Genomic DNA, 25702 nt, shown 5'->3' with positions numbered 1-25702 from the left:
TATGATCTAAGTCATTATAGTTTAGCATATTTGCCGATTATAAACAAGGCAGCATAAATAAGTCCAAGCTTGTTTTTATCTCTCATTAATCCTCCTCCTCCTCCACAATCTCAATCTTTTCATCGCTCAAGCCGTATAGCTCATACACGGCACGGTTTATCTGTCCGTCTAAAATATCCACCCGCTACTGCAAAAACTTTTTGTCGCTTTCGATTTTATGGCGATAGTAAATTTAATTTCTAAAAACCAAATGTTTAGCTAAAGTTGAAAAGCCATATCTAAAAAATAGCTAATATCTCTTCCTAAATATGTTTCGTCGTAGTCAATAGCAAAGGGCAAATTATATTTTATTTGAGTTCGTCCATTTAGAGCATAAATATGCTCATTTATTACAATAAAAACACATCCGTCAGGAGCTTTTTCAACAGTAATTACATCAGTATGTTTATATGGCCATAATTTTTTAATTTTTTCTACATATTCAGTTTTAGTAATAACTTTTTGTTTATTACCTAACATTGGTTTATATTTTTGTTGCATTTTTTTATTTTCAATGTTATCACAATATTTTGTTGTTCCCAGTTGACGATCCTGTAACATTAAGAAAGAACTGTATGTGCCAATATCTCTTTCGGCCTCTTTTATATTTCCTAATGTAAACTGTCTAACAATTGCTCTGACCAATTTTTCAACTACTGATACAAAATGTTTGTTTACTTCGTCATCAACATATTTATAATCCGGTTCATCGATATAGGCTTTTTTTACTTTGTCATTATTCATTATAAAATTCGTAACAAGTTTATCCCAAAGAGGCTGAACATCATTCTTATGTTTATAATCGGTAGCCACATTAAGATTATAATACCGTGCAGTTTCACCAAATTCAGATAAAATTTTAATGAGCGTTTTTAATTCACCATCTGTTGTTAAAAATTCATAATCAGATTTAAGTAGCGGGTGCAAAATAGAAAAATACTCTTTTAAATATTTTTCTAATAGAAACGAAATATTATGCCTCTTTATATCTTCCGTTTTTGGTATCTGACTATTTTTAGAAAACTCACCGTAACATATACTATATTTAAGTAAGCGCTCAAATCCTGTGGAAAGGCTTTGAAACATAGAAAAATAAACTTCATTAGTTTTTGGTATTGTTTGTATGTATTTTAAACCATTGTTTATTTGTGCTATTGCATTTTGAAGCTCATTGCTGAGTGCATCAATTTTACTTATATCAAGTTCCATAATTTTACTCCGTAGAACAATAAATTATATCACATCTATTACATTAAAGCTACTCCCTCCCCCTCCACAATCTCAATCTCTTCATCGCTCAAGCCGTATAGCTCATACACCGCGCGGTTTATCTGTTCGTCTAAAATATCAACCCGCTGCTGCAAAAATTTTTTGTCGCTTTCGAAGCGGGCTTTGAAAAGTTCCTCTTGCGAAACAATCATGTGTTCGGCGAGGCTGATAAGTTTAGAGATAAGGGACGAGCGGTCAGGGCTTAGAGCTGGAAGCGGAATTGCCAAAAGCGGGGCTTTATCAATTTGAAAATTGTCTCCTTGCATTTTACCTTTGTGCCGTAACCAAAAAGCAATGAGCTTTGAGTTTAAAACAGCCGTTAAAAACTTTAAATCCCAACGATCAGTTTTGATAAGCATATAACTTTGTGAAACATAACACGGAAAATCCGTATAAGTAAATTTCGGTCTTTCAGTTTTTCTAAGAGAAAGAATTGTTTCACTTGTAAAAAACTTTTCATCACGGGCTCTATGTAAGCCATAAGGCTTATTATATGAAGTAATTATTTTTTCAAAAACATCCAAATGCTTTTTTAAATTTGGATACGGCTTCATTTCTTTTTTTTCTTTGAATTTAGAGTCTGTGTAAATGACAAATAATTTATTTTCACTGTTTCCCCAATATTGAAACAACTCCTTACTGGTATAAAAAGGCTTTACGAGTTTCTTTTCCTCATCGCTTAAGTTTAAAGCGTTATATTCTTCTATGGTTAAGTTAAAGATGCCTCTGCCTTTAAGGTTTTCATTTCCTAAAGTTTTAGCACCTTTAGCATTACAAAAATCTTGAGGTGCAACAATACCTTGTGCAACTTCACTGTCTAATAATCTTTCAGTTCCGATTTCACACTTGTTTTAATCATACTGTCTCTCCATAAGTTCTAATTTATAAATTTCTACAAACTGGGATTTGTTGAGTTGATACCTTGTTGAATTCGCATTATGGCATACTTTGCATAGCGTTTAGCAAGAACTATATCATACATAATTTTTATGTTTTCAGTATACTCACGCATAGCATCCTCTATTAATTTATGGTATTCTTTCGGCAACTTTTTTATTGCCCATTCGACACATTCCTTTTTTGAAAGAATTAGCCCATCTTCTTTATATGCTAAAACTCTAGCCAAATTTAAAACCAGATACATTGTATCTTTCTCTATATTCTCCTTAGCATCTGAGATATCGTTACATATAGAATCCATATAATTACTGTTTGGAACTTCTGCAAATACCGACTTGATAGGTGCACCATATAGGCAACTACCTCTTTTGTTTAATATAGTAAAATGAGCAGCGAGGTCTATGTCCTCCCCGTTCATCTTACGAATATACTCTTCCGGATTGTCTTTGTACCATTTCAAATGCATAGAGGAAAAATGCAATTCAAATGGTGTTGGATAAGCAAATGGATTACATACACCCCTAAGAACAATACTCATTTCTATCCCTTTCGCAGGTGCTAAATCATTACATTTCACTACCATATCCATGTATTCTCTCTTGACAGAATTTAGCAGTGGCTGATTAATCACCACAATCAGATCGATATCACTCTTTTCAGGGTTAAAGCATTCCATAACAAGAGAGCCATGTAAATATACTCCAACTAAATTATCTTTTAATATTTTTTTTGAATGCTCTACAAAATCTTTCAGCAGGTTCTTTATTTCTGATAGTATCATTGATTGCCTCCTCAAATTCTAATTTGTCTACACCGCTTTAATCTTCTCATTTATCAATTCAATAAACGCTATCACAGTTGCTCCTATCATAGGAAGCCCATAAGGACTAAATAGAAAGCCGATAACCAAGCCCGATATACCTATTCCAATTTCTCCTTGAACGAAAGAAGCTATCGCCCCAAATATACAGAACACCATAACGATATACAGTAATGCTGTTCCTATACCAAGTAAGAATGTCAGAAAAGCAGTCAGAATTGATAAGACAAGACTAATCGGGAATAATATAATTTTTAATATCCATCGCATACACTACCTCTTTTTCTCTTCGGCTTATGTGCTGCTTACAACCATTATTTTAATGGATAATAGCTCTAAGCAACACATAAGCTATCAGTTTCTTCAGTTTTTAACTTTGGTAGAAGCTTCAAAACCTTTGATTTTACTGAACTATTTGCCTCTGTCATTATTATGACACGAGACCCGGCAAAAAAATCAAGATATAAGCTATTATTATCAAATATACTTAATATTCTTTTCATAAAAGCCATTTGTTTAGGGTTGTCAAATTCTATATCCATATTTTTTAATAAAGTGTAGTCTGGTCTTTGGTCATCACTCATTATAGACTTTGGTCTTTGTTTCCTATTTTCTAATAAATATCTTTTTAATCTTGGTAAACTGCCATCTGTATGAAAATGAATTCTATTTTCTGAAATTAGCTCGTTTAATTTCTCATTACTACATCTGAACCCTCCTGGTGGAACTGGGTCTTCCTCATTTGTTAAAGGATTTATAATAGGAGTCTTATTGCCATTTTTTACCCCTCCTAAATCTGCCTTTTGATAGAGTCCTCTATCATCAAAATACCAATAATTTGTAAAATCTATAAATCTTGGGTATTTAGTCAATTCTTTTAGCTCTTCAGTAATTTCATCATGTGATAATCCTAGTTTTTGTAATTGTTTTACCTTTTTCTCATATTCATCTATATTATTTTTTTCTGTTTCCCATTTATTATCTTTGTGTCTAACTTGAAGCTTTTCATAATCTTTTGAATATATTAAACAGTATTCATGACTTACAGAAACATAAAGGCTTTGATTTTTTGATGAGTTTGTATTCCTAACTATATTAGCTATAAAGTTTTTCTCTCCAAAAATTTGGTCACACAATAGCTTGAGTTGTCCTTGCTCATTATCATCAATGGAAATAAAAATAACTCCCTCATCAGATAACAACTCTTTTGCAATAACAAGTCTTTCGCTCATAAATGAGATCCATTTAGAGTGCCTATATGTGTCATCTTCTCCAATCCTTGTATCGTTATAAATAAATTCTTTATTTTTTGTATTATAAGGTGGATCAATATAGATAACATCAATTTTGCCCATGTGAGTCTTTTTTAATAATTTAAGGGAATGTAGATTATCCCCCTCTAAAATAAAATTAAAATCAGAGGTATTATCTCCAATTATTTTTTTATCTTCTATTTCTCTAAACACTGGTATGTTGTGAACGAGCTTTTTATCTACTTCTTCTTCGTGTTCTTCCCAAACTAATCCATATTTTTTCTCAGTTAGTGCTGTTTCAATCTTGCCAAGTGCAATCCTACTCTCATCATCTGTATGAATTTCTTTTAGATGATTTAGGTATTCAAGCATTTCAGCTCTTCTGATTTGTGATAGATTTCCCAATTTTATTCCACCTCATTTCTATGAATCTCTATAACATCTTCAATTCTGCAATCCAATGCCAAGCAAATCTTTTCTAATGACTCTAAGTTCACATAAGAGTTTTTGCTCATTCTTGAAACTATGTTACTTGTAATGTTTGCAGCTCTTTTTAAGTCTTCTTTGTTCATTTCTCTTTCTACCAATAAGTGCCATAATGGTTTATAAGAAATTGCCATATTATTACCCCTTATACGTTTTATTGTTAAGATATATTATATCATAAATAGACTGATAAGTCACTTTAGCCTATTTTATACTTGTGCTTGCGTTAGTATTTATTGAGATAGTCCTTGTTTTTTTACTTGTCCCACTTGGAACTGCTCCAAATCGGCAGGACGCCATGGAACATCTAAATCATGAAGTGCAATCAGCTTGTTTTGCACATTCGTTCCGGCTCCCATTTTCTGTGTAGAACCCATTAAAATACGAATCTCACCTTTTCTTACCTTTGCAAAGAGTTCATCCTTTTGCTTATCAGAATTTGCTTCATGGATAAAGGCTATTTCTTCTTTCGGTATTCCCATTGCCACAAGTTTTTCTCTAATATCATCATAAATATTAAACTCTCCATCTTTTTTTGGAGTTGACATATCGGAGAAAAGAAGCTGTGTGGACTTATTTTCTCTTGTCTTATCCCAAATGGAAAAGACATTTTTCACGCACACATTGACCTTGCTGTCAGGATTGTCAGGAAGTAAAGGATTGATTAAACGCTGATCTAAGGCGAGTTTCTTACCGTCATTGGTAATTTTAAGCATATTATCTTCGTCAGGCTCTACTACCCTGTTTCTCACATCATCAGCTCTTTCAGAAAGGCTCTTTAGGATTTCCTTTTGCTCATCACTTGGCAAAGTTTTAATAACCTCATAGTGTGCTTTAGGTGTCGGAAGATTTAGCATATCTGCTGTCTGAATATCCGCAACTTCTTTAAACATCGACATTAACTCAGGCAAGTTATAGAACTTGGAAAATCTTGTCTTTACTCTATACCCTGAACCCTCAGGAGATAATTCAAAAGCTGACTGTGTTTCTCCAAAGGTAGAAGCCCAACTATCAAAATGCTCCAAATTATTTTTCTTTAAGCTCTCATACTGAAGATAACGCTGCATAGTATAAAGCTCTGTCATCGAGTTACTGACAGGTGTTCCTGTGGCAAAGACAATTCCTTTTCCACCTGTCATTTCATCCATGTATCTGCACTTCATAAACATATCGGAGGACTTAAAGGCTTCAGACTGCCCAATACCTGCTACATTCCTCATTTTTGTATAAAGGTAGAGATTTTTGTAATTATGTGCCTCGTCAATAAAGAGCTTATCTACACCTAATTCTTCAAAGGTGATGACATCATCTTTTTTAAAATCATCGTTTAATTTTTCAAGCCTTGTTTCCAGCTTCTTCTTTGTCTTTTCAAGCTGCTTTACCGTAAAGTTCTGATTTCTGTCATGCTTATATTCCTCAACATAGTTTATGATTTCATCAATCTGATCCTGAATATGCTTCTCCTGATATTCCTTACTCATCGGGATTTTTTCAAACTGCGTATGCCCGATTACAACGGCATCATATTCTCCTGTGGCAATTTTGCCGATAAATCTTTTTCTGTTTTTCGGCTCAAAGTCTTTCTTATTAGCCACCATAATATTGGCTGACGGATATAGCTGCATAAACTCACGACCGATTTGACCTGTTAAGTGATTGGGGACAACAAACAAGGACTTACTGCACATTCCAAGCCTTTTACTTTCCATCGCAGACGCCACCATTTCAAAGGTCTTACCACTACCTACCACATGGGCAAGCAAGGTATTTCCTCCATAAAGACTTCTTGCTATGGCATTTCTTTGATGAGGTCTTAAATCAATTTCTGTGGTCATTCCCTCAAAAGAAAGGTTGCTGCCGTCATATTCTCTGTTACGGATAGAGTTAAAACGCTCGTTATATAACTTTACAATCCTGTTTCTTCGTTCTTGATCGCTAAATATCCAGTTCTTAAATTCTTCCTTTATAAGCTCCTGTTTCTGCCCTGCAAGAAGCGTTTCCTTTTTATTTAATACAGAAGTTTTCGAGCCGTCCGGATTTACAATCTGGTCAAATACCTTTGTTTCTTTTAAGTTCAGTGCATCTTCAATCAGCTTATAGGCATTTACCCTTGAGGTGCCGTAGGTCATCTCTGCAAGGTCATTTCCTCTGTCCCTGCTCTTTCCTTCTACATTCCATTCACTTGTCAGATTTGAAAATTTAACCTTAATATCCCATTTGGCATATCCCGGAGTTTTCAGCGTTTCAAAGATGAATTTTTCAATATCCTTATTCGGTATCCAAGTAGCTCCAAGTCTTACATTGATTTCACTTGCTTCAAGCTCCTTTGGAAGAACTTTTGTAAGCTCTGCCTTTTGATATTCCAAACGGTTCATCTCATAGCTTATCAGCTCTTTTTCTTTGCCATCTTCCGCATAGCCAAGATGAGGTAACTTTCTTTCGGTTTGTCTTAACTTTGCAAGGTAACTGTCTACTATGGCAATTTTGTCCCTGATATTTCCACTTAGATACTCATCCTTTGTTACATAGCCGTACTTATATGAATTACTGCCGTTTGCACAGGCAAAAGGTAGATCTCCATCTTCAAGGTTAAAAGATAATGGTCTATAAAAGTTTTGTTCTTCTCTGATGTTTAGATAGATTTCCCCTCTAAGTTCTTCTATCAAAGTCGGTCTGTCTTTATCTGTAAGGCTTCCCATATACTCAAAATGTCTTTAATCTGTGATAATTTCACCCCTATAAGTTTTCAATGAATATTTCGCCCCTATATTTTACCGAGGTGAAATTATTGACTTGTTACACTAAACTGGAGGAATGAAATTATTTATGAGCATTGATCAAATTACACGAGGACATGTTATTGCCAACTGCCTAGAGGGGAGATGTACGGTACAACAAGCTGCGCTTCGATTAAACCTTTCACGAAGACGCGTACAGCAATTAAAAAAGGCGTTCAAAGAAAAGGGTGCAGTCGCAATGCTGCATGGCAACAGTCAGCGTCCCTCTGCAAAGAAGACCTCGAAAGAAATTGAGCAGCGATTACTTGCGCTGCGAAGCGATCCCGCATTGTCAAAAAGCAATTTTTTGCATTTTCATGAAATAGTAACTGAAGAATATCAATTGCAGCTGTCATATTCGACTCTGCGCCGTATTCTGTTATCACATGGAATTTATTCACCAAAGAAAAGACGAACACGAAAGAAGGTGCATAAAACGCGCAATAGAAGAGCTTGCTTCGGAGAGCTGTTGCAAGTGGACGCAACCCCGTTTCCTTGGTTCGGCGGGAAAGAAAAATCCGCATTACATGCTTTTATTGATGATGCACGCGGAATGATTACCGGTCTTTATTTATGCAAAAACGAGTGCCTGCTCGGATATTTAGAAGTTCTGCGGCAGACACTCGAAAATTACGGACTCCCTGCCGCTCTTTATCCGGATAAGTGTAGCGTTTTTTTTGTTAATGCAAAAAAACAGTTATCCATTGAGGAGCAATTACAAGGAACCAAGGAACAAGTAACACAATTCGGCAAAATTATCAAGTACTTAGGAATCGATATGTTCCCGGCTCATTCATCACAAGCAAAAGGACGTGTTGAGCGATTATGGCAAACTTTACAAAGCCGACTCCCTGTTGAATTTGCACGACGCGGAATTACAACCATAGAGCAAGCAAATCAATTCTTAAAAGAGTATATCGGTATTTTCAACAAACAGTTTGGTGTTCCTGCCTGCGATTCATATTCAATGTTTGTACCGACGCCAAAAACACTCGATCTTGATAAACTGTTGTCATCGGTTATTACGCGCAAACTTTCAAGCGGTTCCACCATCTCAATCAAAAACCATTTGTTTAAAATTGAGCAGAATAAATTCGCAGCAGGCACAACGGTAAATGTATTGATTTCACAAAAACATGGTATACGCGCTTTAATACATGATGAATTCTATCCGATTGTACCGCTCGATGATATATACCGAACCGATACGGTTGGACGAACCGGAGACCTGCCTCAAGTAGTTATTGACTTGATTTATGAATTCTTACTTAAAGATGCAAAAGCAGGATAACTCGATGTGTTAAGGGGTGCAATTTTCATTGCAAAATTAACCCCCTTTAGGGGTGAAATATTCACTGGTTATTGACACCCATATACTCAAAATCCACATATCCTTTTTCTGATACCGATAAAACAAGAGCTTCAAGGGAAGTGTCTACATGGTCGATAACCTTCGCCTTTGTGATTGTTCGCTTGGAGAAAATATCTCCCTTTGCTTTGAAGTTTTCTTCTTCATCAAGGATTTCAATGGAAGAAACAAGCGGGAAGTTGCTATCCTCTTTTAAGGCTCTGGTATTAGAAAGGTTATTGACATATCCATGCTGCTTAGAAAAGCTGTCATAAATTTCATTTAGTTTTTCCTGAGCTTTCTTTACTTCATCATCTGAAAAATCTTCTTTCTGTTTGTAAATAACATCCTTTAAGGCAACATTTAACTCAAGATAGTCCTTAATCTTTTCCTTGTTTTTATCCGTTACTTCTTTCTTTACAAATAGGGAGTTTTCTCTGTAATAAACTTCATCATCAATAATGGTGTAGGAGAAATTCTTGACATCGTCCGTTGCGGGTATTGTGCTGATTTCATCATCAAGTAGCTCTATTTCTTCATAATTAGCATTTTTAGCGATTTCTTCGCTTGCTTTTGTCAGTAGCTCCTTTAAGTCTGTGTTTTCTTTTGGCAGGCAAGCTATTGTATTCCCAAATCTTCCGGATATTTTTTCCATAGAACCAAGCACCTGTTCAGGATGATCAACAAAGTATTTGTTATATAAAAGCCCGTTTTCATCTTCAGCAAGGTGAATCCAGTCCTCATCCCTTTCTCTGATACTGTCCCTTTTCTTTAGGAAGATAATATCTGAGGTTACTTCTGTTCCTGCTACGCCCTTAAAGGTATCGTTCGGAAGTCTTATCGCTCCTAAAAACTCTGCTTTTGCTGCAAGGTAGCGTCTTACACTTTCGTCTTTTTTATCCATCGTCCCGCTTGATGTAATAAAGGCGCGATAATACCGCCGTTTCTTACTTTATCAATGGACTTGGCAAAGAAATAATCATGGATAAGGAAGTTATTTTTGTTATACTCCCTGTCATTTACCTTATATTCTCCAAAGGGTACATTGCCGATAATCGCATCAAAGAAGTTATTTGAGAAGGAAGTTTCTTCAAGCCCCTTAATCTGTATATCACTTTCAGGGTATAACAGCTTTCCAATTCGACCGCTTACAGAGTCAAGCTCTACACCATAAAACTTAGACTTATTCATTTCATCAGGGATATTGCCTATAAAGTTTCCTATTCCCATTGATGGCTCTAAAATGTTTCCCTGTTTAAATCCCATATCCGAAAGCGTCTTATACACTCCGTCAATCACTGTTTTCGGTGTGTAAAAGCTCGTTAAAGTAGATTCTCTTGCAGCTTCATATTCTGCCTGAGATAAGTTCTCTTTTAGAAAGCTCCTCGCTTCTTTCCACTGTCCGCCTTTTTCTTCATCGAATACATCAGCAAGTCCTCCCCAGCCTACATACCTTGCTAAAACTTCCTGAGCTGTACTGTCAAGCTCTCTTTGTCCGCTTTCAATGCGACTCATCATAGAGATTGCTTCAAGGTTATTATTTAACCTTTCACTTGGAGATAACTTGTCAGGTAGCGTTTCTTCTTTAATTTTGAAGTTATGAGCTTCTGCTTTCTTTATTTCTACTTTTTCAGTAGTCTGCTCTGGGTGTTTATATGTTTGATTTTGAAATACCCTCTCAAGGTCGCTTTCAAGACGATAAGGAATGACATCGGAGCCTGTTATCATCCCGCCAAGATATTCTGTATTATCTTTAACTGTTACCGTCTTTAGGTTGTTTCCCATATCATCAAAGCGTGTGATGGTATAGTCTTTATCCTTGTATTTAACTTCATCACCGACAATAAAGTTCGGTCTTTTAAGGCTTATATGCTTCAGAAGATCCTCATTATCTGTAAAGGCTACAATCGGAATTTGATGATTGCCTTGTCTTACAGGATCAAGCCACAAGTCATTTCTTCCTGTGATTTCATTTTTAGAAATTTCTCTGACTTTGTATTCTTCATGATGAAAATAGACTGTATCACCTGCTTTAACTGCAAGATCCTCTAAAGGGCTTTCCTCTTTTTCATTCAGTTCTACTTCTTCTCTTTCTTTGAGGTAATCAAATAAGGTAGCTTGAACTGTGTTAGCCCTTCTAATTTCTTCTGTTTCTTCAGGTGCTTCAAGCTCTGCTTTATCTTCAAAGCTAAGTTCTCCATTAAAGACAGACTGAAGCTCCTGCTCATCCATCTGTTTTTTAAGTTCACCGTCTTTAAGTTCTCTAAAGGTCTTTGGGAAATCCGCTAAAATAAGCCTTTGTGCGTTTAGTTCTTTCAGCTCCTCAAGATTAAAATATCCCCATTCAGGCTCAATCCCAAGCACAAGTCCAAAGGCATCGCCGCTTTCCCTGTCATACTCCGTCATATACCAAGTCCAATTTGAACGGAAAGGAATGATATATGCAGCATGAACCTCTTTATCCGCTAAAGCTACATCCTCCTGTGCGTAAAGCTCCGGCACTCTTTCAAGCATTTCATCTGTCATTAGGTTTTCAGGATCATCTTTGGAATAATATTGTGGTTCTTCAATCTCTGACTTGTTTTCTGTTCCCTTGTCTTCAAGATAAAGATTTTTAGAAAACAGCTCGTCGATATGCTTTGCAACACTTGTCCAAGTAAGAAACACATATTTACAATCATTTTTCTGTAACTTAAGTCCCTTTGCATCGTGCCATTCGTTACTTCCCATTGCTCCTGAAACAGCATGGGAATGTCCTCCGATTCCATATTCGTCTTTTAAGAAATTCGCTTTTTCCTGAAGCGTATGATTTTCTTTAAAAAACTTGGTGATTCGTTCTTTTCCTCTATCAACGCCACTTCCTCTTGAAAGGCTTTCAAGGACTTCATCTTCTGTAATAAAGGACTTTACCTTAGGAAGTTCTGCCAAATTGGTGCTATATTCCTTTCGTGGTAGCTCAAGTTCTTGTAATTTCTGATAAAGGCTATCTACCTTGTGATAGTGAAACCTTAATACATTCCTATTTTCTTTGTATCCTTCTAAAAATCTGTCATATTCTCTGATTGTTTCTTTCAGATACTCAGGATTTTTTAATGCCTCAGAGAGTCTTTTCGTTTCTTCCGGAAAGCCCCCGCCTCTTTCAAAAAGTTCAAAATATCCTTGCTCTTTTCCTTCTTCACTTAAATCATGAGATAAATACCATAGAGATTCTGAAATCCGATCTCTTTCATAATCAAGAGCTTCAGAAATCTCTACATTTGTGGCAAACCCTCCGTTATTAAGAAGTTCGTTTATCCTCTTTGCAGCATCACTCCAACTTAAAACCTGCGTATCATCTTCTCTTGCCGATGTTCCGTAAGCTAAATGAATTCCTTTATTCGAATACCAGGAAGATACTTCTCTTTCATCAATGTAAAACCCGTTTCCGCCTTTAAAGGTATCTTTGAGGTATTCTCCCAATTCTTCTACTGTTTTTTCTTTGGAAAACTCAGCAATAACAGGAAGTCTGCCGCCATCGTGATTTCCTCCGTTAATAAGGACGGTATCTATATCATTCTCAGTTAGCGGAATCGTAAGGCGTATCTGTCCATAGGAATTTTCGGGTAAAGAAAAAGAAGCCTTTTCAGCTTCTCTTATCTCTGCCTCAGTATTTTCTTTTAAATTTCCACTACTTCCTTGATGGTCACTTCCTTTAGGGCTGAAATCATCGCCCCATACTGCGGGTTGTTTTCGTCCTCTATCTTCCAAGCTGCCATCAGTTTCGGTTTCTCTGTTCTCATAAATTCTATCGCCTGTTTCTGAATGTCCATCAGGTGTCCTGTCAACTTCTTCTCCTTGTATAGATCTACTAACATCTCGAAGTGGCTCTGCTCCTCGCTCTGTGAAAGAAACTCCAACCTCATCACTGCGTAGGTCGGATTTGGATACTTCCTTATGAAGTCCGTCTCTTCCTCCAAGCTGTTTAGCGTATTCTCCCTGATTTTCTCTATTATCTCGTCTGTACTCTCCATTTCGGAGAACTCGCTCGTTTTCATTTCTCCCCTGATCATCTCGTCGAAGTACATATTTTCCTCTAATTCTTCTTTAATCTTATTATATCCCGCTTCTTTTCCTCTTAAAACTTCTTTTTGAAGCTCAAGTTCTTTGCTTTTTTGAATGGTCGCATCAATAATCTTTCCGCTAATATCCGATACGCTTTCACCAAGACTCATTAGAGATATGCTGTCAAGTCTTTGAAAATTCTCTCTTAAAAGCTCATAATCTATCGAATAATCTAACTTAAATCTTGACGCTACCGCATAGCTTACCGAGTCCCTTACAAACTTTGTAAAGGATATTCTATCCTCAGCCGCTACTCTAAGTTCATTCATTAAGGTATCTATTTTTTCATCACCGTAGAGTCTGCTTAACGAAAAAATGTTTTCGAGTGTGCTTTTACTTTCCTCATAGCCCTCGCTTTTAATCATTTCCTTTAACACATCTTGATGATTTTCTTTGTCAAACTTCCAAAGATTTACTTCGTTGACATCTCTGTTTCTTGAAACTGTCTGACCTATATCAAAAATATAGTCCACTTTTTTGAATGTGCCATAGTCCTCTAAAATGGGGATACCTTTCTGTCCTCGCATTACTGTTCGATTAAAGCGTTCCCTCCAGTAGTCAAACTTGGCACAAGCTATTGCTTCAGGATTTTTATCATAGATACTTAATTGACTTCTAAAGTCATATCTTTGATTGTTTCCGACAACCTTTAATAGCTTCAGATACTCTGCTTCACTATGAAGCACATCTTGTTTTATAAGCTCCAAAATGTTATGAAAATCATTGATTCGCATTTTTACCTCCTTCGTTTTTCCAAACAAAAAAGGCGATTAGATTTTACTCTAATCACCTCTAAATTCTGTGTATTGCAACTTACTGCTATTTAAATTAGTTTAATATGTTCCTGTTAAATATATAGAAAATTCTATCAGTTAAATCTTAAATGTACAACCAATGTCCTGTTCCATCTATCTGCAAAATACATATATATTTTTGTACTTAACTTTAATCCATGACAATACTTTAATGCCTTTTGGAAAAATCCATCTACTTCTACAAGCTTAGTGTTCGTATACTTTGCAAATTCCTTTGGGCTATCTACACTAAAATACATTTGTGCATTTGTATTTCCCGTTTTCTTCACATATTTGTTGGCAAGTTTTAACCCTTTAGAATTTGTAGCATCAAAGACTAATTCTCCATTAGAAATTTGAGCTTTCATACTTTTAATCATCTCTATAATTTTAGACTCATCAAAATACTGATAAACACCCGAAACAGAAATCAGTGTTGGAAGTGTTGTATCTATTTCTTTAATCCAATCAAGTTTGAACATATCCCCTGAAATAAGATTTTCGTTATTGCCATTTCCAAGCACTCTTTTTCTAATTTCGATAACACTCGGCAAATCTACTTGATAAAAGTTGGCAGTTTTATTTCTTATACGATGATAAGCAGTTTCTAAGCCTGCACCTAAAAACACTACATTTCCATCAGGATTATCTTTAAGAAAACTTATTATCTTTTCATCTATTTTCTGTTGTCTACAAACACTCGCCATATAAAAATATTCGTTGCTGTTTTTGTCTATGCTGTCTGTCGGTATATGTGACTCTAAGGATAAAGCCTTTTCATCATAGAAAAATTCAGGGAACTTTTTTGTTGCATATATTCTTCCTACAAGCGGGATATACAGGGTATCTTCTACACCATTTAGTATGCTTTCAACACTCATCCTTTTACTCCTTTCGACATCTTAATTGGCTGCAAATTAAAGCCTCTCCTATAATATTCCTTTTTCATTCCTCATTTGCTTCTACTTTTTCCTCTGCAATTTCAGTATACACTCTTTCAGCTTTTTCTGCAATAAATTTTTATCTATCAGTTTTAAGGTGTATTCCGATACCATTGTTGGTGAAAGACTTCTGCTAAGTGCAAATTCTACAACCTCATCATCTTTTGATGCACAAAGAATAACTCCAACACTTGGATTTTCCGTTTGTTTTTTAACTTCTCTATCCAATGCTTCCAAATAGAGATTCATCTTTCCTATATATTCAGGCTTGAATTCTCCAAGCTTGAGTTCAAATGCAACTAAGCATGACAATCCTCTATGATAAAATAACAGGTCGATGTAATAGTCATGGTTTCCAACCTGTACCCTATACTCATTCCCTATAAAGGAAAAATCTTTTCCAATTTCTAAAACAAAGTTCTTCAAGTTCTCAAGTATTGATTTTTGAAAGCCTCTTTCGTTACCACCCTTTGGTGCATCAAGGAACTCTAAAACATATTTGTCTAAAAACAAATTATGTGTTTCTTGTTTTGCTTTTTGAATTGCCGGCAACATATTGCCATTTGAAAGCATAAAGCGTTCATAGTAACCGCCATCTATCTGCCTTTCCAACTCACGCTTTGAATATCTTTCTTTTACTGCCAATTCAATATAAAACCTTCTCTCTTCTTGGCTTTTAGAAGCTGACATTATTTTCAAGTGATTAGTCCAACTCAATTGTGTCACCAGTGGTGACACTTTTTCATAATCTTTATATAACTCGTAGAATTGCTTCATTCTGTAAAGTCCTCTACGATTAAATCCATTCAGCTCAGGATAGTTTGTCGAAAAAAAAATTCTGCCACATTATCAACAAATCCGGAGCCGTAAGATGCTTCCTCAGTTTTTTTACTAATGTATTTCCCTACCTCTCGATACATTAAGATCAGCTCTTCATTAACTTTTCTATATGCACGACCTTTTGCATTTTCTACAATCGTAACAATCTCTTCAAACGGATTGCTGTTTTTTTCTGCGTTTATATTTTGTAAAGAAGTCTTTTCTTTATCCATAAGTTCCTCCTATAGGTATCTGACATTTATAATTTATTTCCTACTTTGTATATTATCCTCAATGAAAGTCTTTGAAGTAACAATTTGTATTCTCCCCTCATCTACAATAAAAGTTACATAGTCCCCATTTTCTAAATTCAAAAGATCTCGTATCCTCTTTGGAATGGTAACCTGCCCCTTGGACATAACTTTAGCAGTATCCATAAATATATCTTTCATGACTAATTCCTTTCGCCCTACTTTTCCTACAAGAAATTATAGCATTTTTAGAGGGTTTTTCTAATCTGAAATTAGAGCTGTCTTACTTGCGATATGTCAAAACAGCCTCTTTTATCTCATTTTCAATCGCATCTAAAAATTCTTTCTTAAACGATTTCCCTTGGGCAATATCCGCTAATTCCATTTCCCACTTTGCAGTTGTTTCCGCTGACTTGAAGGTATCTGCTACAATCGTTACAAGACTGATTCCTTTATGTGTAGCAATTAGATTTTTCTTATCTCTTTCGACAAATCCCTTAAAGATTAGATTTTCAATAATTCCTGCCCTTGTTGCCGGAGTGCCAAGACCTTTTCTTTCCACTTCTACACCTTTTTCTAAGGCATCATTTCCTGCAATCTCCATAGACTTTAAAAGCGTATCTTCAGTAAAGTGCTTGGGCGGCTTAGTAAATTTCTCTTTAATCTCTTTATTTTCAATGCTTAAAACATCACCAATACTTACATCAGACAATACAGCATCTTCACTCTTTTTTGATTTGTATTCTTTAAGGTGTTGGCTAAAGCCTTCATCCTTAATTACCTTGCCTGAACTTGTAAATTCAAATCCGTCAAATTCAGCTACAATCTTTGTTGTGTTTTCCACTAATGGATAGCCTACACTTGCGTGAAGCTTATTAGAAATAAGCCTATATACCTTCGATTCACTATCAGGGATACTCGATAAATCTTCACTCAACGAGCTTACTGTCGGAATAATAGCGTGATGATCCGTAACATTTTTTGAGTTAAATACCGTCTTGATACGCTCTGTATCAAAATCATTTTTTCCTAAAATGTTATTGACCGTACTTACAATCATATCTTCCGTTAAGCATCTGCTGTCTGTTCTCGGATAGGTAATAAGTTTCTTTTCATATAGGCTTTGAGCATAATCAAGCGTCTGCTTTGCTGAATATCCAAAATATTTATTACACTCTCTTTGAAGTGTTGTCAGGTCAAAGGGTAAATCCGGCTTTGTAATCTTTTCTTTTTGAATGACATCAGTTATTTCAATATTATCGTCTATTAAATTGATTAGCTGCTCTGCGGTTATTTCATCACCAATTTTGTCTGTCGATAATGTAAAACCGTTCATAGAAAGCTCTTTAAGTGTTGTTTTCTCCTTTCCACCAAGAAACAAGGTACTATCACAGTTGCCCACAATTGTGTCAGCATTATCTTTATAGATTGCCTTTAGCTGAGATTGTGCTTGAAGAATTATACTCGCTGATATTTCTCTGGAACGGATTGTCGCTATCAGTTTTTCAAACTTTGGAATTAAGCCGATGTTTGCAAACTCGTCAAGTAGGCATCTTACATGAACAGGTAATCTTCCTCCGTACACATCATCAGCCTTATCACATAACAAGTTAAATAGCTGAGAATACATAATAGATACCACAAAGTTAAAAGTATCATCTGTATCGGAGATGATAACAAAGAGTGCTGTCTTTCTATCTCCCAGTGTATCAAGCTCAAGTTCATCTTCACTCATTAGTTCTCTAAGCTCTCTTATGTCAAAAGGGGCAAGTCTTGCTCCACAAGATATTAGAATTGACTTAGCAGTTTTTCCAGCAGCCAATTTGTACTTTTTATATTGCTTCACCGCAAAGTGTGTCGGTTCTCTTTTCTCAAGTGCTTCAAAGAGTCTATCAATCGGATTCATGTAGGTTTCATCATCTTCTCTTACTTCTGAAGCGTCTATCATATCAAGTAGTGTTGCAAAGTTCTTTTCTTCTTCTGGTGCTTCATAATAAATATAACCGATGAGGGCAGTGTAATATAACTTTTCAGCCTTTACCCAAAAATCTTCTCCTGCCTTTTCTCCATCTCCCTTGGTATTTGCAATTATAGTTTGAACAAGCTTTAAAATATCTTTTTCACTTCTCAAGTATGCAAAGGGATTGTATTTCATAGATTTTTTAAAGTTTATTGTATTTAAAATCTTTATGTCATATCCATTTTCATAAAGCATTTTTCCACACTCTAACACAAGTGTGCCTTTTGGAAAGATTTGTCAAGGACATAAACAAAATTTCTTTGACAAATTTATATCTTCTCTGTTTCTCTCTTGATTAGCTTTAGTATTTTATCCTTGTATGTTTCCCCTGTACCTTGCTTAAAATGTAGATTTACAGTATATTTTGTCTTTCCAATATCCATTATTAGCTGTTTATGTTGTAGTTTTTTTATATCTCTTTTTTCTTCTTCCATGTGTCCTCCTTTCCATTTTTAGACAAAGAAAAAACAGTAAACCTTTTATGATTTACTGTTTCGTAAGTTGATATGTTATAGATTGTATTTAGTTGCTTGAGTTAAACAAACTCAATTTTATTTATAGCCATCTTCATCATATCATCGCCTATCTTTGCAAGTAAGCGATGAGAGAAACGAATATTGGGGCTTTTCATGTCATAGTAGCCTAACATATAGCCTTTTGATGTAATTTTTATTTTGTCCGACCAGTTAAGCTCTTGCATTGGATTATTTGTATAGAATAATCCTTCTACATCGCTGATGCCCATATTCTTTAGTATCTTTGACATCATTAGCTTTAAACCAAGCTTGCCTACACTATCAAAAATCAAGCAGCCTCCTACATATCTTTTAGAAAGCTCTAAAACCAAATCCTTTACTTCGTTTCTCTTAAAATAATGAAATACCCCTGCCGCAAAGAAAATAACTCCATTTGAACCGTCTACTTCGTTCATCCATGAATAATCTTTTAAATCACAGGCAACATTTTTTTCTCTTTCATAATTTGAAATAAGCTGATTACGAACCTCTATAACATCAGGAAAATCTACATTGACCATTTTACAACTTCCATTATCACAAGCTTTTCCTGTTTCGTCCAATCCGCAACCGAGATTTACAACAGTTGCCTTTGGATAAGTCTTTAGATATTCTTTGATTTCCCACATAATATCCAACTGACGCATTGCCGCTTCAAGTGATCCGAATTCATATAAAAACGAATTATTTTTTCTCTCTAATTCTGAAAAATCATAATCCAAACTATCGCATAAATTCTTTGCGAAAATGTCTGTATAAAGTTCAGGAAATTTTTCAGAACACATTTTTCTACCATAAAGTGGCACAAGCAATGTTTCTTGAACGGTATTCTTTTCTATCTTTACTTTTTGCATTTCAACACACCTCCTTGAGTTAATTGAAATTTTATTTCACTCTATGTTTATATCATTATATCAATATTTTCAATTAGTTTTACAGACCTAACTCATTGCTCTTTACCTGTGATGGTCGCTTTTCTTGTTCCTGTAACTGCTCTATGCAGGTCTTAACTTTTTCAGCCTGTTCTACTTCTTCTCGTATTTCTAATATTTGACTATATAGGCTCTTTTTATCTTTCTTCAAAGTGGTAAGTTCCGATTTCCATTTGGATATATTTAAGGTCTTACTTTCCCCTAAATGCTCTTTGAGATGTTTCCTTGCACTTTCAAATAGAATAAGCTCCGCCGAATGCTCATTATAAAAATCTTCCTGTTTTATTTTCTTTAACTTTGCATAGGCTTTGTAGATGTCCTTGTACTTCAAATATTTTTCTGACTGGTCGATGAGTTGTGTTTTTTCATCAATCTTTTTCTCCGTATCTTTTAAGGCTCTTGTGGTCTTATAATTCTTATCTCTTAGGGTAACTATATTTTCTTTAAGCTCAGATAATGAAGTGATATTTTTTTCTTTGAGTAATTGATAACTCTCTATATATTTCTCTAAATCTGCATTATTGTTATCTGCATTTTTACGGATAAGATTTTCAAAGATTGATTGCAAATTTTCTTTGGGTGGAAGGTTAAAATCCTTGTGCGCATTAATATGCTTGATTTTCACCTCATAGTTGCGTATAATTGTACTATGAGGCGAAATTATGATTAAAACAACGGCGATGCTTTTAGAAGAATTAAGTGACTATGCTTCGCCTAAGACGAAGCTGTCACGGATGGTTCAAAAGGGCGAGTGCTTTCAGATTACAAAGGGGCTTTATGAAACAGATAGAAACGTTTCTGCACATCTTCTGGCCGGGAGCATATATGGTCCGTCCTATATTTCCTTTGAATTTGCGCTCTCCTATTACGGGCTTATTCCGGAGGCCGTCTATACCGTCACATGCGCTACCTTTGAAAAGAAGAAAAAGAAAAAGTATAATACACCTTTTGGAACCTTTACGTATCGGGATGTCCCATCTGCGACGTTTCCCTTATTCATTGAGTTGCGGCAAGAGGGAGATTACTGGTATCGAATCGCATCCCCTGAAAAGGCATTGTGCGATGAGCTGTATACCATGCGGTCGGTCAAAAACACAAAGGAGCTTTCAGGCTTGCTTTTTGACGATCTGAGGATCGAAGAATCTGAACTTCGGAATCTGAATAAGAAAACGATTGCTGAACTGCAAGATAAGTACCGTGCCACAAATATTAAAAAGCTCTGCACGCTGCTGAGGAGGTTATAAGATGAATGTGATTTTTTATTATTCCGATAACTGCCAAAATGTTATTCCGATAATCTTGATATCATTCCGATATGAGGCTATAATGCAGATTGAAGGTATCTAATATGTTCATCACGGTAAAACAAGCCTCTGAAAGATGGGGTATATCAGATAGACGAATAAGAGCTTTATGTGCGGAGGGTAGAATTTCAGGAGCGTATCAGGAGGGTCGGGGCTGGAAAATTCCCATTGATGCTGAAAAACCTACAGACGGAAGATTCAAATCAAGAGAAAACATTCTTCGTTTGATTGACCGAAAAAAGACAGAGCTTGACGCAAAAAGGCCATTGACGGCGGGCGAAGCGGCAAGGCTGAATGAAGAATTTATTGTCGAGTTTACTTATAATTCCAATGCGATTGAAGGGAATTCACTTACTCTGCGTGAAACGGATTTGGTTCTCAGAGGGCTAACAGTGGAGCGGAAACCTCTGAAAGATCATATGGAGGCCGTGGGGCATAAGGAGGCATTTGAGTATGTGAGCAAGTTGGTAAAAGATAAAGCCCCTATCAGAGAGCGTCTCATAAAACAAATTCACTATCTTGTTCTTGCAGATAAAAAAGAAGACCGCGGCATTTATCGAAGAATACCTGTGCGCATTATGGGAGCGCATCATGAACCGGTGCAGCCATACCTGATTGAACCTAAAATGCAGCAGCTTTTACAGGACTATGCGGAAAGTACCGAGCACATCGTTACAAAGCTTGCTCGTTTCCATATCGAGTTTGAAGGGATTCATCCGTTTATTGACGGAAACGGCAGAACGGGAAGACTGCTTGTTAATCTGGAACTGATGAAAGCAGGCTATCCCCCTATCAATATTAAATTTACAGATCGAATAGCCTATTACAATGCATTTGATGAGTATCATGTAAAGCATAACCTGACTGCGATGGAAGGTTTGTTTGCGGGATACATCAACGAAAGGCTGGATTATTATTTACGGATATTAAAATAACAAGGCGACATTACAAAATGACAAGTAAGTTTATTGCACCACAGCTTGTAATTAAATATCCGCTCAAAAATTACAACACCATTACCAAAGTTCCCGCAGCAATAAGCACAGAACCGATAAGAGATTTTGCGGTAAAGCTTTCATGCAAAAAAACAAAAGCTAAAATTAAGGTAATGACAACGCTGAGTTTATCAATAGGAACAACTTTTGAAACCTCTCCGATTTGGATTGCGCGATAATAGCATAGCCACGATGCGTCGGTTGCAAGTCCTGAAAGAATTAAAAAAAGCCAACTCTTTTTATCAATATTTGAAAGTCCGCCTTGCGCATTTGTAATAAACACCATGCCCCACGCCATAACCAAAACTACCGCTGTGCGGATTGCTGTCGCTAGGTTTGAATTAACTCCCTCAATGCCGATCTTTGCAAGTATAGATGTTGCCGCCGCAAATATTGCAGACAATACCGCAAATATAAACCACATGTTATTTCCTCCCGAATATATATAACCTATCATTATTTGGAAAAAAATTAAAACATGTTAAACGGTATGTAATAATCAACCATAGCGGCATCTGCCAAAAATATAAAAAGCGGCTTGCGCTTGGCTGTTATTTTATGGTATTTTATAAAAATGCGTATACCCGCAAAAATATAAAATGGCTGAAGGCTTGTCGATTGATGCCGAAGTAGCAGAGATTAATAGAAAACAATTGTTGTTTGGCTTCAAGCCGGTCCTTCAATGATAAAAATTTAGCGGCGAGGTAATATAAAATGAACAAAGATCCGTTTAAAGAATATATAAAAGAGTCCGAGCCGAAAAAAAGGGATAAAGGGTATGCGTGGCATACAGCCATTGGACTACAGGCTGTCGACGGACTTAAGATATCAGATTATTTGGTGTATACTGCTATCCGCAATATTGAGGGCGAAATCTCCTTTGAAGAGGCGAATGAACTCCTTCAGACTTACTATGAGAAGAATCCTGCCCTCGATACGGAAGACCGAACCGAAGAAGCAGACAAGGTCTCTGCCAGAATCGCCGCACTTTTGTCAGAGCAAGCCTTCAGCTTTACACCGAATGAATATCTTTCCATTCACAGAAAATTGTTTACCGGTATCTATCCCCATGCAGGCAAAATCCGCAATTATAACATCACAAAAAAGGAATGGGTACTTAATGGGGCGACGGTGCTTTATGGCAGTGCTACGGAGTTGCGCGCGACGTTGGACTATGATTTGTCTAAAGAAAAAAAGTTCTCCTATCGAAATCTCACAATGGATGAGATTATCCATCACCTTGCAGTATTCGTATCCGGACTTTGGCAGATCCATGTATTCGGCGAGGGTAACACCAGAACAACAGCAGTGTTTTTCATCAAATATCTTCGTACGCTTGGCTTTAATGTGGTAAATGATATTTTTGCTGCGCATGCATGGTATTTCAGGAATTCACTGGTCAGAGCAAATTACAACGACTTGAAAAACGGCATTCATGAAACTACGGAGTTTCTGGAATTGTTTTTGCGAAATCTTCTGATGAATGAGAAGCATCCGCTTCATAACCGGACAATGCACATCAGCGGAAAATTCAAGGAGCCTGAAAAACCGGACATTGGAGCTGAAAAACCGGACATTGGAGCTGAAAAACCGGACATTGGAGCTGAAAAACCGGACATTGAGAAGAAGTTCCAAACGAAAACTGCGAGTTATATTCTTAGACTGCGTGAAGCATTTCCGGGACAAACAATTTTTGGGCGTTCGGATGTGATGGAAGTTATTGGTATTAAGGAATCCAGAGCATCTGAGCTTCTAAAAGAAATAGTAGAGAACGAAGTCATCGAGCCGGTTTCCGGACATGGAAAAGGGAAATACAGATTTAAGAAGTAAGGGATGATTGAAAGGCAGAGATAGTTAGTGAACAAAAAAAGTGGGGACAATTGATTACTTCCCAACAAGGCACCTGCCGTTGAGATACCACAAAAGCAATGGGGTGGGAAAAAATAACACAGGGAGGATAAACGCATATGAAATACATAAAACAGTGACGTTAAAAAATGGGAAAACTTGTCTGCTCCGTAATGCAACGCTTAATGATGCCGAGAGTGTACTTGCTAATTTTGATATTGTTCGTGAAGAAACTGATTATCTTCTTTCTTATTTGGATGAGAAAGGATTTAGTATAGATGATGAGAAGGTGTTTCTTGAAAACAAGGAGAACAGTCCCGACGAAGTACAAATTTGTGCAGTTATTGATAATAGGCTAGTAGGTATGGCTGGACTTAGTAAAATTGGAGTACAAGAAAAACTCAGACATCGAGTTGAATTTGGTATAAGTATCGAAAAAAGATATTGGGGCTTGGGTGTTGGACGAGCATTGACATTATCGTGCATTGATTGCGCAAAAAAGGCAAGTTATAAACAAATTGAACTGGAGGTTGTTGCTGAAAACCAAAATGCTGTAAATTTGTATGAAAGCATTGGTTTTATTGAATACGGGCGAAATCCGAGAGGTTTTATATCTCGATATACAGGCTATCAAGAATTGATATTGATGAGATTGGAACTTGTTTGATAATTGTAGATTAAGAGTGCTATAATTAATATATGCCTAACTCGCTTATTGAAGCAATGATGGGTTAGTTGGGGAGGAAACATGTATTTAAATTTAACCTTAGCCATGGGATTATTTGGTGGGATTTTAATGTTTTGCGGAGATATGCTATTATGCTTTACTACTGAGGAGTTTGACTTTAAGGATCAAAAAAAGGCCATAAATATAATAAAAAAATTTCCACAGTGGAGGCTGCGTCTGGGAGGACTTTTAGGGCCTGTTTCTGCATTTTTTATATGTATAGGTTTTTTCAATAATTGGTTCGGTGCTTTAGATGAATATAAAACATTTGGATTTGCAATAAGTCTAATATCTTGTCTTGCAACTATACTTGGAGGAGCCTGGCATTCTCACTTCACATATTTAGGTCTTGTAGGGAAAACAGAAAATGAAGAGGCAATTGACCAGATGGTTAAAAATATAAAGTTTTGGTCAAAAATTTCTGTGTCCATTATGATTATAGATGTTATTTTAATTGCGGCCATGATAGTACTTGGAAAAACTGTATATCCAAGATGGTTCATATTATTTACACCTCTTGTAACACAGTTATCCTATTTTCTATTCAATAAATTGCCTAAACCTTTTAAAGTGATTTTTACGGTGGGACTGGGAAATTTAATGCTAATAGTATATTTTGGAGCGGCGCTTCTGATTGTTTAAGACAAAAGGTCGGTTTTTAAAATCGGCTTTTTTGAGATGTTTGTTTATTGGATATAATAGAACAAACAAATTTGAAGTTGTAGAGGTGAGCATTTGAAAGAGAGTAGACCCGATTTCAGAGATATAAAATCATTTGAAGAATTTAATAGATACTATTGGTATCGAGAAGAGCTTTCACAAATTTGCAAGTCTCTTGGATTAGAGTATAGAAGTACAAAACAAGAACTGAATCATATTATAAAACAATATTTTAAGGGAAATAGAATAGAAAAGTCTTTGAGGAAAGGAAACAAAAATAAAACTGAAACTATAACCTTAAATACAGCATTACTTGAATGCGGTTTTTCCTTTAATCAAAAATTTCGAGATTATTTTTCAGCTGTAACAGGTGTTAGTCCATTTAAGTTTAATGCTGATATGGCAACAGCTTGGAGAAAAGTAAAAGTAGAAAATGATTTAAATTTTACAATTCAAGATATGTTGAAAGTATATTATGGAGAGTCGGACTACGCTAAGTATGACAATTCAGTTTGTCAATGGAATCAATTCCTAAAAGACTTTTGCTTAGATGAATTTAGCGATTATTTTTTTGACAAGTTAAAAGTTGCAGCTATCATTTGGAAAGAAGTCAGAGACTCGCAAAACGAAAAAAATTATTCAAGGGAACTTCTAAACGAATATAGATTTATAATAGAAGAGTATAAAAAAAGATAACTTCCAGTTTAAGAAGGATGAAATTCTTCAATGACAAAATCAGAAACGGTTCGAAACGCAAAATGTGGATATTTCATACGTTGTCGGCAACAGCAAATTCAATTACCGAGTGTGTGGGAAGTATATAAATTTATTCACGTCAATACAGTGGCACCGTTCGGAACGTTCAGAACCAAGATAAGAAAGTGGAAAAAGCTTATGCTCTAG

At 35.9% G+C, this 25702-nt stretch carries 27 protein-coding genes; 8 read left to right on the top strand and 19 right to left on the bottom strand.

What is annotated here, in order from left to right; all coding sequences use genetic code 11:
• Window positions 1–258 precede the first annotated feature (258 nt).
• From FUT79_RS07030 to FUT79_RS07000, 7 genes are all read right to left on the bottom strand, one after another.
• Window positions 259–1248 (bottom strand): hypothetical protein, encoded by a 990-nt coding sequence (locus FUT79_RS07030; protein ID WP_024753550.1) that lies wholly within the window; start codon window positions 1246–1248, stop codon window positions 259–261.
• Between the two features lie 38 nt (window positions 1249–1286).
• Entirely contained in the window at window positions 1287–1862 is a 576-nt protein-coding gene (locus FUT79_RS07025) for a TaqI-like C-terminal specificity domain-containing protein (protein ID WP_231577661.1), read from the bottom strand.
• A gap of 338 nt (window positions 1863–2200) precedes the next feature.
• Window positions 2201–2989: an aminoglycoside adenylyltransferase domain-containing protein gene (locus FUT79_RS07020; protein ID WP_024753548.1), complete on the bottom strand. Its 789-nt coding sequence runs from the start codon at window positions 2987–2989 to the stop codon at window positions 2201–2203.
• A 27-nt stretch (window positions 2990–3016) separates the two neighbouring features.
• A complete protein-coding gene (locus FUT79_RS07015; protein WP_024753547.1) occupies window positions 3017–3298 on the bottom strand; it encodes a CD1845 family protein in 282 nt (93 codons plus the stop codon).
• Window positions 3299–3363: 65 nt separating this feature from the next.
• The gene (locus FUT79_RS07010; RefSeq protein ID WP_024753546.1) at window positions 3364–4686 is read right to left on the bottom strand and encodes a site-specific DNA-methyltransferase; all 1323 of its coding nucleotides are present in this window, start codon (window positions 4684–4686) and stop codon (window positions 3364–3366) included.
• 2 nt (window positions 4687–4688) lie between these two features.
• Window positions 4689–4901: a helix-turn-helix domain-containing protein gene (locus FUT79_RS07005; RefSeq protein ID WP_008902116.1), complete on the bottom strand. Its 213-nt coding sequence runs from the start codon at window positions 4899–4901 to the stop codon at window positions 4689–4691.
• A 99-nt stretch (window positions 4902–5000) separates the two neighbouring features.
• Complete coding sequence (locus FUT79_RS07000; protein ID WP_215905146.1) at window positions 5001–7466, bottom strand: DEAD/DEAH box helicase family protein; 2466 nt, start codon at window positions 7464–7466, stop codon at window positions 5001–5003.
• Between the two features lie 115 nt (window positions 7467–7581).
• On the opposite strand from FUT79_RS07000, the gene FUT79_RS06995 reads away from it, so the two are divergent.
• Window positions 7582–8835 carry an ISNCY family transposase gene (locus tag FUT79_RS06995; RefSeq protein ID WP_148878613.1) on the top strand — a complete coding sequence of 418 codons (1254 nt, stop codon included), beginning with the start codon at window positions 7582–7584 and terminating at the stop codon, window positions 8833–8835.
• Window positions 8836–8896: 61 nt separating this feature from the next.
• Here the strand turns inward: FUT79_RS06995 and FUT79_RS15295 are convergent, their stop codons facing one another.
• From FUT79_RS15295 to FUT79_RS06950, 11 genes are all read right to left on the bottom strand, one after another.
• The gene (locus FUT79_RS15295; protein ID WP_215905145.1) at window positions 8897–9796 is read right to left on the bottom strand and encodes a hypothetical protein; all 900 of its coding nucleotides are present in this window, start codon (window positions 9794–9796) and stop codon (window positions 8897–8899) included.
• Window positions 9772–12639, bottom strand: coding sequence for a hypothetical protein (locus FUT79_RS15290; protein ID WP_202951662.1), 2868 nt, complete (start codon window positions 12637–12639; stop codon window positions 9772–9774). The genes FUT79_RS15295 and FUT79_RS15290 overlap by 25 nt, the downstream gene beginning before the upstream one ends.
• Window positions 12549–13727: a hypothetical protein gene (locus FUT79_RS15285; RefSeq protein ID WP_202951661.1), complete on the bottom strand. Its 1179-nt coding sequence runs from the start codon at window positions 13725–13727 to the stop codon at window positions 12549–12551. The genes FUT79_RS15290 and FUT79_RS15285 overlap by 91 nt, the downstream gene beginning before the upstream one ends.
• A 134-nt stretch (window positions 13728–13861) precedes the next feature.
• Entirely contained in the window at window positions 13862–14668 is an 807-nt protein-coding gene (locus tag FUT79_RS06985) for a class I SAM-dependent methyltransferase (protein ID WP_024753545.1), read from the bottom strand.
• Window positions 14669–14749: 81 nt separating this feature from the next.
• Window positions 14750–15505, bottom strand: coding sequence for a PDDEXK nuclease domain-containing protein (locus FUT79_RS06980; RefSeq protein ID WP_252714540.1), 756 nt, complete (start codon window positions 15503–15505; stop codon window positions 14750–14752).
• Window positions 15506–15534: 29 nt separating this feature from the next.
• Complete coding sequence (locus tag FUT79_RS15740; RefSeq protein WP_197071908.1) at window positions 15535–15780, bottom strand: DUF1016 N-terminal domain-containing protein; 246 nt, start codon at window positions 15778–15780, stop codon at window positions 15535–15537.
• Between the two features lie 33 nt (window positions 15781–15813).
• Window positions 15814–15999: an AbrB/MazE/SpoVT family DNA-binding domain-containing protein gene (locus tag FUT79_RS06975; protein WP_024753544.1), complete on the bottom strand. Its 186-nt coding sequence runs from the start codon at window positions 15997–15999 to the stop codon at window positions 15814–15816.
• A gap of 82 nt (window positions 16000–16081) precedes the next feature.
• Window positions 16082–18052, bottom strand: coding sequence for a VirD4-like conjugal transfer protein, CD1115 family (locus tag FUT79_RS15275; protein WP_280525101.1), 1971 nt, complete (start codon window positions 18050–18052; stop codon window positions 16082–16084).
• A gap of 35 nt (window positions 18053–18087) precedes the next feature.
• Window positions 18088–18252, bottom strand: a complete 165-nt coding sequence (locus FUT79_RS06965) for a transposon-encoded TnpW family protein (protein ID WP_018659278.1) — start codon at window positions 18250–18252, stop codon at window positions 18088–18090.
• 101 nt (window positions 18253–18353) lie between these two features.
• The gene (locus FUT79_RS06955) at window positions 18354–19187 is read right to left on the bottom strand and encodes a class I SAM-dependent methyltransferase (RefSeq protein WP_044635082.1); all 834 of its coding nucleotides are present in this window, start codon (window positions 19185–19187) and stop codon (window positions 18354–18356) included.
• 79 nt (window positions 19188–19266) lie between these two features.
• Window positions 19267–19890 carry a hypothetical protein gene (locus tag FUT79_RS06950; protein WP_231577660.1) on the bottom strand — a complete coding sequence of 208 codons (624 nt, stop codon included), beginning with the start codon at window positions 19888–19890 and terminating at the stop codon, window positions 19267–19269.
• A 37-nt stretch (window positions 19891–19927) separates the two neighbouring features.
• Between FUT79_RS06950 and FUT79_RS06945 the strand changes: the two genes are divergently transcribed.
• Both FUT79_RS06945 and FUT79_RS15735 read left to right on the top strand, forming a co-directional pair.
• Window positions 19928–20509 carry a type IV toxin-antitoxin system AbiEi family antitoxin domain-containing protein gene (locus FUT79_RS06945; protein WP_024753540.1) on the top strand — a complete coding sequence of 194 codons (582 nt, stop codon included), beginning with the start codon at window positions 19928–19930 and terminating at the stop codon, window positions 20507–20509.
• Window positions 20510–20598: 89 nt separating this feature from the next.
• Window positions 20599–21504: a Fic family protein gene (locus FUT79_RS15735; RefSeq protein WP_197071907.1), complete on the top strand. Its 906-nt coding sequence runs from the start codon at window positions 20599–20601 to the stop codon at window positions 21502–21504.
• 70 nt (window positions 21505–21574) lie between these two features.
• Here FUT79_RS15735 and FUT79_RS06935 read toward each other — a convergent pair whose 3' ends face one another.
• Window positions 21575–21988, bottom strand: coding sequence for an EamA family transporter (locus tag FUT79_RS06935; protein ID WP_044635080.1), 414 nt, complete (start codon window positions 21986–21988; stop codon window positions 21575–21577).
• Between the two features lie 290 nt (window positions 21989–22278).
• On the opposite strand from FUT79_RS06935, the gene FUT79_RS06930 reads away from it, so the two are divergent.
• The 5 genes from FUT79_RS06930 to FUT79_RS15885 all read left to right on the top strand — a co-directional run bounded on the left by FUT79_RS06930 (window position 22279) and on the right by FUT79_RS15885 (window position 25702).
• Complete coding sequence (locus FUT79_RS06930) at window positions 22279–23394, top strand: Fic family protein (protein WP_024753537.1); 1116 nt, start codon at window positions 22279–22281, stop codon at window positions 23392–23394.
• Window positions 23395–23434: 40 nt separating this feature from the next.
• Window positions 23435–24079: a GNAT family N-acetyltransferase gene (locus FUT79_RS06925; protein ID WP_197071906.1), complete on the top strand. Its 645-nt coding sequence runs from the start codon at window positions 23435–23437 to the stop codon at window positions 24077–24079.
• Window positions 24080–24160: 81 nt separating this feature from the next.
• A complete protein-coding gene (locus FUT79_RS06920; protein ID WP_148889435.1) occupies window positions 24161–24781 on the top strand; it encodes a DUF6796 family protein in 621 nt (206 codons plus the stop codon).
• A gap of 93 nt (window positions 24782–24874) precedes the next feature.
• Entirely contained in the window at window positions 24875–25495 is a 621-nt protein-coding gene (locus FUT79_RS06915; protein ID WP_024753534.1) for an SAP domain-containing protein, read from the top strand.
• 30 nt (window positions 25496–25525) lie between these two features.
• The gene (locus FUT79_RS15885) at window positions 25526–25702 is read left to right on the top strand and encodes a ClbS/DfsB family four-helix bundle protein (RefSeq protein ID WP_425329145.1); all 177 of its coding nucleotides are present in this window, start codon (window positions 25526–25528) and stop codon (window positions 25700–25702) included.

Source organism: Treponema phagedenis (assembly GCF_008153345.1).
Classification (GTDB): Bacteria; Spirochaetota; Spirochaetia; order Treponematales; family Treponemataceae; genus Treponema; species Treponema phagedenis.
This window is presented reverse-complemented; position numbering and strand designations above follow the sequence as displayed.

What these genes read in the sequence shown, in the direction of transcription:
- FUT79_RS07005 (WP_008902116.1), bottom strand. Translation starts at nt 4,901, where the DNA reads ATGGCAATTTCTTATAAACCATTATGGCACTTATTGGTAGAAAGAGAA.
- FUT79_RS15295 (WP_215905145.1), bottom strand. Translation starts at nt 9,796, where the DNA reads ATGGATAAAAAAGACGAAAGTGTAAGACGCTACCTTGCAGCAAAAGCA.
- FUT79_RS15285 (WP_202951661.1), bottom strand. Translation starts at nt 13,727, where the DNA reads ATGCGAATCAATGATTTTCATAACATTTTGGAGCTTATAAAACAAGAT.
- FUT79_RS07025 (WP_231577661.1), bottom strand. Translation starts at nt 1,862, where the DNA reads ATGAAGCCGTATCCAAATTTAAAAAAGCATTTGGATGTTTTTGAAAAA.
- FUT79_RS06935 (WP_044635080.1), bottom strand. Translation starts at nt 21,988, where the DNA reads ATGTGGTTTATATTTGCGGTATTGTCTGCAATATTTGCGGCGGCAACA.
- FUT79_RS06985 (WP_024753545.1), bottom strand. Translation starts at nt 14,668, where the DNA reads ATGAGTGTTGAAAGCATACTAAATGGTGTAGAAGATACCCTGTATATC.
- FUT79_RS06930 (WP_024753537.1), top strand. Translation starts at nt 22,279, where the DNA reads ATGAACAAAGATCCGTTTAAAGAATATATAAAAGAGTCCGAGCCGAAA.
- FUT79_RS06955 (WP_044635082.1), bottom strand. Translation starts at nt 19,187, where the DNA reads ATGCAAAAAGTAAAGATAGAAAAGAATACCGTTCAAGAAACATTGCTT.
- FUT79_RS06975 (WP_024753544.1), bottom strand. Translation starts at nt 15,999, where the DNA reads ATGAAAGATATATTTATGGATACTGCTAAAGTTATGTCCAAGGGGCAG.
- FUT79_RS07000 (WP_215905146.1), bottom strand. Translation starts at nt 7,466, where the DNA reads ATGGGAAGCCTTACAGATAAAGACAGACCGACTTTGATAGAAGAACTT.
- FUT79_RS06965 (WP_018659278.1), bottom strand. Translation starts at nt 18,252, where the DNA reads ATGGAAGAAGAAAAAAGAGATATAAAAAAACTACAACATAAACAGCTA.
- FUT79_RS07015 (WP_024753547.1), bottom strand. Translation starts at nt 3,298, where the DNA reads ATGCGATGGATATTAAAAATTATATTATTCCCGATTAGTCTTGTCTTA.
- FUT79_RS07020 (WP_024753548.1), bottom strand. Translation starts at nt 2,989, where the DNA reads ATGATACTATCAGAAATAAAGAACCTGCTGAAAGATTTTGTAGAGCAT.
- FUT79_RS06980 (WP_252714540.1), bottom strand. Translation starts at nt 15,505, where the DNA reads ATGAAGCAATTCTACGAGTTATATAAAGATTATGAAAAAGTGTCACCA.
- FUT79_RS06995 (WP_148878613.1), top strand. Translation starts at nt 7,582, where the DNA reads ATGAAATTATTTATGAGCATTGATCAAATTACACGAGGACATGTTATT.
- FUT79_RS15885 (WP_425329145.1), top strand. Translation starts at nt 25,526, where the DNA reads ATGACAAAATCAGAAACGGTTCGAAACGCAAAATGTGGATATTTCATA.
- FUT79_RS15740 (WP_197071908.1), bottom strand. Translation starts at nt 15,780, where the DNA reads ATGGATAAAGAAAAGACTTCTTTACAAAATATAAACGCAGAAAAAAAC.
- FUT79_RS07030 (WP_024753550.1), bottom strand. Translation starts at nt 1,248, where the DNA reads ATGGAACTTGATATAAGTAAAATTGATGCACTCAGCAATGAGCTTCAA.
- FUT79_RS06920 (WP_148889435.1), top strand. Translation starts at nt 24,161, where the DNA reads ATGTATTTAAATTTAACCTTAGCCATGGGATTATTTGGTGGGATTTTA.
- FUT79_RS06945 (WP_024753540.1), top strand. Translation starts at nt 19,928, where the DNA reads ATGATTAAAACAACGGCGATGCTTTTAGAAGAATTAAGTGACTATGCT.